Genomic DNA, 5,416 nt, shown 5'->3' with positions numbered 1-5,416 from the left:
CGTTCGCGCGACGAGTGCCGGACGATGGACCGTTCCACGCCTGGCGCTGACCGCGGTCGCGGTCGCCCTCCGCCGAGACGGTGCGGGCATCTCCGTGCCGATGGTGGGCGTCGCCGTGCCTGGAGGACTCACCTCCGTGTTCCTCGCCGGGGACGAGGCGTTGCGCGCCGCCGGGTCCCTGACCCCGTCCGGAGCCACCGTCAACTGGCCTGCCGTGATCGGTCTCGCCACGGCCCCCGCGGTCCTCGCCGCGATCACGGGCGCCCTGCTCTTCGGACTCTCCGCCCCGGTCCGTCAGGACACCGGGCGGACACTGCTGGCGGCCGGGGCGACTCCGACGACCCTCTGGGCGATCGCGGCGTGCGAGGCAGTCCTCATCTGGGGCCTCGGAACACTCGGCGCCGTCGCTGTCATCACCGTGTCGGCCGTCCCGCTCCTGTCCGCGGCCGAGTCGGGCCTCGGCACCGGGACGGCCGTGGTCCTGAACCCCCTCACCCTCTGCTGCTCCGGGGTCGCCCTGCTCGCACTGCTCATCGGCAGCTCCCTCAGCCGCCGCTCGTGACGGCAGAGCGTCCTGCGAAGGCGGCGCCGCCCGCGCCGAGGGCCCAGTCGAGCACGGCGGGCCAGTCGCCGTAGCCGGAGTCGGGGGTGAGGTGACCGCCTCGGGGCACGACGTGGAGGGCGGCCTCGACCCGCGACTCCCACGTGTCGACCAGGCCGAGGGGCAGCCACGGGTCGTCGTCGCCCGCCACGACCACGGCGTCGTCCGCGGGCGCCGAGCCCGGCCGGCCGCGGGCGCCGAGCGAGAGGCGCCGCCCGCCGAACGTGGCTCCCCCGGCGAACTCCCGGACGGCCTCCTGCCCCGCGATCAGCTCGGGCGACGGAGGCGCCACCAGCGCCACGCGGTCGACCCGGGGAGGCGCGTCGCCGGCCTGCAGCTGCAGCCAGGTCAGGCAGGCGAGGCTGTGGCAGACCACCGTCACCGGTCCCTCCGGCAGGGCGGCGAGCTCGGCCCGCACCACCGCCTCCCACTCGGCCAGCCGCGGCTCGTCGGTGTCGGGCAGCTGCGGGTAGCGGACGACGAGGCCCCGCCCCTCGAGCTCGTCGGCGAGCCGGTGCTGCCAGTGGTCGGCCGGTCGCCGGTTCTGCCAGCCGTGCAGGACGAGGTAGCTCGAGGGTGCGGTCACGCCACGATCCTGCCCGACCGTGCAGGCGGGCGTGCCAGGCTCGTCGCATGACGTCATCGACCGCCCCGCACGGCTTCGGACCCGACCACGCGTTCACCGGGCGGCCCACGCTCACCCGGCACGCGCCTCCCGGGTTCCGCCTCACGACGGCGAGCCGCGTGATCGGCCACGGCGACGACGACTTCCGACGGGCGGCCGACGCGGTGCTGCGGTTCGAGGTGCACCGCGGCTCGGGCTTCCTGCCCGAGCAGGTGCCCGAGCGCGCCAGGGTCGGCGACGTGAACGTCTGGGCGATCCCGGTCGGCCCGCTGCGGTCGCGGGTGGCGTGCCGCGTCTTCGCCGTCGTCGACGACGAGCGCACCGCCGGCTTCGGCCACGCGGCGCTCGTCGGCCACCCGCAGCGCGGCTGGGAGAGCTACCTCGTGCACCAGCACCACGACGGGCGCGTCACCCTCGACATCCGGGTCGTCTGGCGCCCGGCGGCCTGGTTCATGCGCGCGGCCGGGCCGGCCGCGAGGCTGGCGCTCGGCACGGTGCTGCACCGCAACCTGCGCGCGCTCGACCCGGTGCTCGCGGCCTGACGCCCCCGACGCGACGCCCCTGACGGGACGCGCCTGGCGTGGCGTCGCGCCCCGGCCGCCGCCCCTGCCAGACTCGCCGCATGCGCATCAGCAGCGTCACCGTCGGACTCTCGGTCAGCGACCTCGTCGCGGCCCGGTGCTGGTACGAGTCGGTGCTCGACGTCGACGGCCCCCAGCTCGACCCGGTCGAGGGCATCGTCGAGTACGACCTCGGCGGCTGCTGGCTGCAGCTCGGCGAGGAGGCCCCGACCGGCTCCGCGACGGCGGTGCTGCGGCTCGGCGTCGACGACGTCCACGCCGAGCGCGCACGGCTGGTCGAGCTCGGACTCGAGCTGCCCGAGGTCGTCCACGTGCCCGGCGTGCTCGACGTGGTCGACTTCCCCGACCCCGACGGCAACCACCTCAGCCTCTACACGCTCGTCGACTGACCGGAGCACGCTGACCGGAGCACGCCCAGCGGCGTCATCGGGGGCGGTGCGAGACTGGTCCCTCCGCGTCGGCCCTCGGCGCGGTGACGACCCCGAGGAGGCGCGTGGCCCGCACCCAGGAGCGCGACCGTGACGAGTCGAGCACGCACGTCACCGTGCAGCGCGTCGAGCGCGGCGACCTCTACGTCCGCGTCAGCACCATCGGCACGACGGGCGAGCGGCCGTTCGTGCTCGTGCCCGGCATCGGCGTCTCGTCGGACTACTTCGAGCGCCTCGCGCCCGACCTCAACCGCTTCGGCCCGGTGCACGCGCTCGACCTGCCCGGGTTCGCCGGCGTCGCCCACCCGGGCCGGGCCCTCGAGATCTCGCAGTTCGCCGACCTCGTCGGCGCCGTCATCGACGACCTCGGCCTGACCGACCCGATCGTCGTCGGGCACTCGATGGGCACGCAGATCGTCACCGACCTCGCGGCGCGGCGCCCCGAGCTGTCGACCCTCGTGCTGATCGGCCCGGTGATCAACCCCGCCGAGCGCCGTGTGCTGACGGCGGGCCGGCGCTTCGTCCAGGCCGCGTGGCACGAGCCCGGCCGGGTCAAGGTGCTCGCCCTGCGCGCCTACCTCGCCTGCGGCGTGCACTGGTTCTCGCAGGTGCTGCCGAAGATGATGACCTACCCGATCGAGGACGTCCTGCCCCGCGTGCAGGCCGACACCCTCGTGATCCGCGGCGAGCACGACGCCGTCGCGCCGCGCGCGTGGGTGGAGCGCGTCGGCGAGCTGCTGCCCTCGTCGCGCCTCTGGGAGATGCCGGGGGCCGCGCACTCCGTGATGCACGCCCACGCCCAGGAGGTCGCGCGCCTCTGCGTCGAGCACGCCGAGAAGCCCGTGCACCGCGACGAGGGCCGCGTCCTGCACGAGTACGTCGACGCGGGCGACGGCGACGAGCGCCGTGACTTTCGGCCCACCCTCGGCGAGTCGCTGGCCGCGGCCAGCGCGAGCCTCCGCGAGGGCCTCGCGATCGCCCGGGGCGACGACGCGGGCATCGCCGAGGCGAAGACCGACCACGCCGAGGCGATGCAGGCCGCCTTCGACCGGGCCGAGCGCGACCACGACCGCCGGCACGACCACGACCACGACTCGGGCGCCGAGCACGACGGGGACGGCGACGCGGGCGCCGACCCCCGGAGCACCGAGCACGACGGGGACGCGCAGCAGGGCCGCACCGAGCGGGGCTGACCGGCCTGCGGGAGGCGCGGGGCGACTCCTACGAGCCCGTGACCGTCAGCCAGATGAGCGCGACGTTGAGGGCCACGACGACGACCGCACAGGCCCAGGCCGCGACGCGCGTGGCCCTCGCGTTGACGCCCGTGCCCATGAGGCGGGCGTCGCTCGTGGCGATCACGAGCGGGACCAGCGCGAATGCGATGCCGAAGCTCAGCACGACCTGGCTGAGCACGAGCAGCCAGGTCGGGCTGATGCCCGTGGCGAGCAGCACGAGCGCCGGCACCAGCGTGACCACCCGGCGGACGAACAGCGGCATGCGCACGTGCAGCAGGCCGCGCATGATCTCGGCGCCCGCCATCGCGCCGATCGACGTCGACGCGAGGCCCGAGGCCAGCAGGCCGACGGCGAACAGGACGCCGACGACCGGCCCGAGGGCGTCGGCGATCGCGTCGTGGGCGCCGGGGATGGTGTCGGTGCCGGTGCGGCCGGGCAGGGTCGACGCGGCCAGCACGAGCATGGCGATGTTCACGCCGCCGGCGATGACGAGGGCGAAGATGACGTCCCACCGGGTGGCCCGGAGCACGCGACGGCGGTCGGCGCCCTCGGTCACCGTGCCGTGGTGGTCGCGCACGAGCGCGGAGTGCAGGTACACCGCGTGCGGCATCACCGTCGCCCCGAGCATCGACGCGGCGAGCAGCACCGACTGGCTGCCCACGAACCGCGGCACGAGGCCGGCGAGCATGTCGCCCGCCGACGGGGGCGAGAAGAGCAGGCCGGCGCAGAACCCGATCGTGAGGACGGCCAGGAGCGCGATGACGATCGTCTGGAAGACGTGGCCGCGGCGGTAGCGCGTCAGCATCAGGAGGCCGAGCGACACGGCCCCGGTGATCAGGCCGCCGACGACGAGCGGCACGCCGAAGAGCAGCTGCAGGGCCAGCGCCCCGCCGATGATCTCGGCGACGTCGGTCGCCGCCGCGACGATCTCGGCCTGGCCCCAGAAGGCGAGCCGTCGCTTCCGGCCGAGCCGGTCGCCGAGCACCTCGGGCAGCGACCGGCCGGTGACGATGCCGAGCTTCGCCGACAGGTACTGCACGAGCACGGCGATGGCGTTCGCCGCGACGAGCACCCAGAGCAGCAGATACTGGTACTGCGCGCCGGCGGTGAGGTTGGCGGCGACGTTGCCGGGGTCGACGTAGGCGATGGCCGCGACGAACGCGGGGCCGAGCAGGGTTCCGCAGGGCCTCGGGAGCGCGACCGCGGGGGGCTGGTCGACCCGCGCCTCCCCGGGGGCGTCGTCGTCACGGCGGCGGGCGTCGATCGTCGGCATGCGCTCGACCCTACACAGGTTTCGGCACGCCGAACTTCTTTGTTCAGGGGCTTGCGCCGGAGCGAGGCAGCGTGCTGTGGGCACCGACGACGAGACCGCCCGCCCCGTGACGGGACGAGCGGTCTCGGGGCGACCAGGTCGGTGCTACTGCGTGGCGACCGTGATCGTGGCGACGCCGACGAGCATCTCGTCCTCGACGGCCTCGGTGCCGAAGGTCTCGTTGAGCAGCGAGGCGGCGGCCGGGCTGACGTGCACCGTCGTGCCCTCGAGCACGGCGTTCGAGCCCTCGGTGCGGAGCGGCTCGAGCGTGCCGCCCCAGAGGTTGAACAGGTACGCGTGCTCGGCCGCGACCGTGCCGTCGACCGTCACGTCGCCGTAGAGCTTCGACTCGCCGGGGTCGATGTCGAAGTCCGTCAGCTCGACGACGGTGCCGTCGGCCGCGGTGAGGCTGAGGCCCGAGCCGTCGTGCTCGATGAAGCCCTGCACGTACGGGCGCACCTCGCTGTCGGGGCCGTAGTAGTCGACGTTGCCGCCCGTGATCGGGAACGAGAACGTGCCGCCGGTGAAGGTCGCCGTGCCGACGACGCCGGGCGTGAGGCCCAGCGTGCCGAGCGCGTCGACGAACGACGCGTCGACGGCGACCTGCGTGTCGACGCCGCCCGCGAGGCTCGGC

Annotated in this window: 6 protein-coding genes; 4 read left to right on the top strand and 2 right to left on the bottom strand. The window is 74.8% G+C overall.

Annotated elements, in window-relative coordinates; all coding sequences use genetic code 11:
• Positions 1–562 (top strand): hypothetical protein (locus ASF82_RS15725; protein ID WP_369814243.1); only part of this gene is annotated, 562 nt, incomplete at its 5' end.
• Here ASF82_RS15725 and ASF82_RS02225 read toward each other — a convergent pair.
• On the bottom strand, positions 546–1,187 hold the full coding sequence (locus ASF82_RS02225) for an alpha/beta hydrolase (RefSeq protein WP_056052839.1): 642 nt from the start codon (positions 1,185–1,187) through the stop codon (positions 546–548). The genes ASF82_RS15725 and ASF82_RS02225 overlap by 17 nt on opposite strands.
• A 47-nt stretch (positions 1,188–1,234) precedes the next feature.
• On the opposite strand from ASF82_RS02225, the gene ASF82_RS02220 reads away from it, so the two are divergent.
• The 3 genes from ASF82_RS02220 (at position 1,235) to ASF82_RS02210 (ending at position 3,428) form a co-directional block, all read left to right on the top strand.
• A complete protein-coding gene (locus ASF82_RS02220; protein ID WP_056052834.1) occupies positions 1,235–1,768 on the top strand; it encodes a DUF1990 family protein in 534 nt (177 codons plus the stop codon).
• An 80-nt stretch (positions 1,769–1,848) separates the two neighbouring features.
• Positions 1,849–2,196 (top strand): VOC family protein, encoded by a 348-nt coding sequence (locus tag ASF82_RS02215; protein ID WP_056052831.1) that lies wholly within the window; start codon positions 1,849–1,851, stop codon positions 2,194–2,196.
• Between the two features lie 104 nt (positions 2,197–2,300).
• Positions 2,301–3,428 (top strand): alpha/beta fold hydrolase, encoded by a 1,128-nt coding sequence (locus tag ASF82_RS02210; protein ID WP_082514241.1) that lies wholly within the window; start codon positions 2,301–2,303, stop codon positions 3,426–3,428.
• A 28-nt stretch (positions 3,429–3,456) separates the two neighbouring features.
• On the opposite strand, the gene ASF82_RS02205 is transcribed toward ASF82_RS02210, so the two are convergent.
• Entirely contained in the window at positions 3,457–4,743 is a 1,287-nt protein-coding gene (locus ASF82_RS02205; protein ID WP_082514240.1) for an Nramp family divalent metal transporter, read from the bottom strand.
• Positions 4,744–5,416 lie beyond the last annotated feature (673 nt).

The sequence above is a fragment of the Frigoribacterium sp. Leaf164 genome (assembly GCF_001423665.1).
Taxonomy (GTDB): Bacteria; Actinomycetota; Actinomycetes; order Actinomycetales; family Microbacteriaceae; genus Frigoribacterium; species Frigoribacterium endophyticum.
The sequence above is the reverse complement of the archived record's forward strand: the minus strand, read 5'-3'. Positions and strand labels throughout refer to the sequence as shown.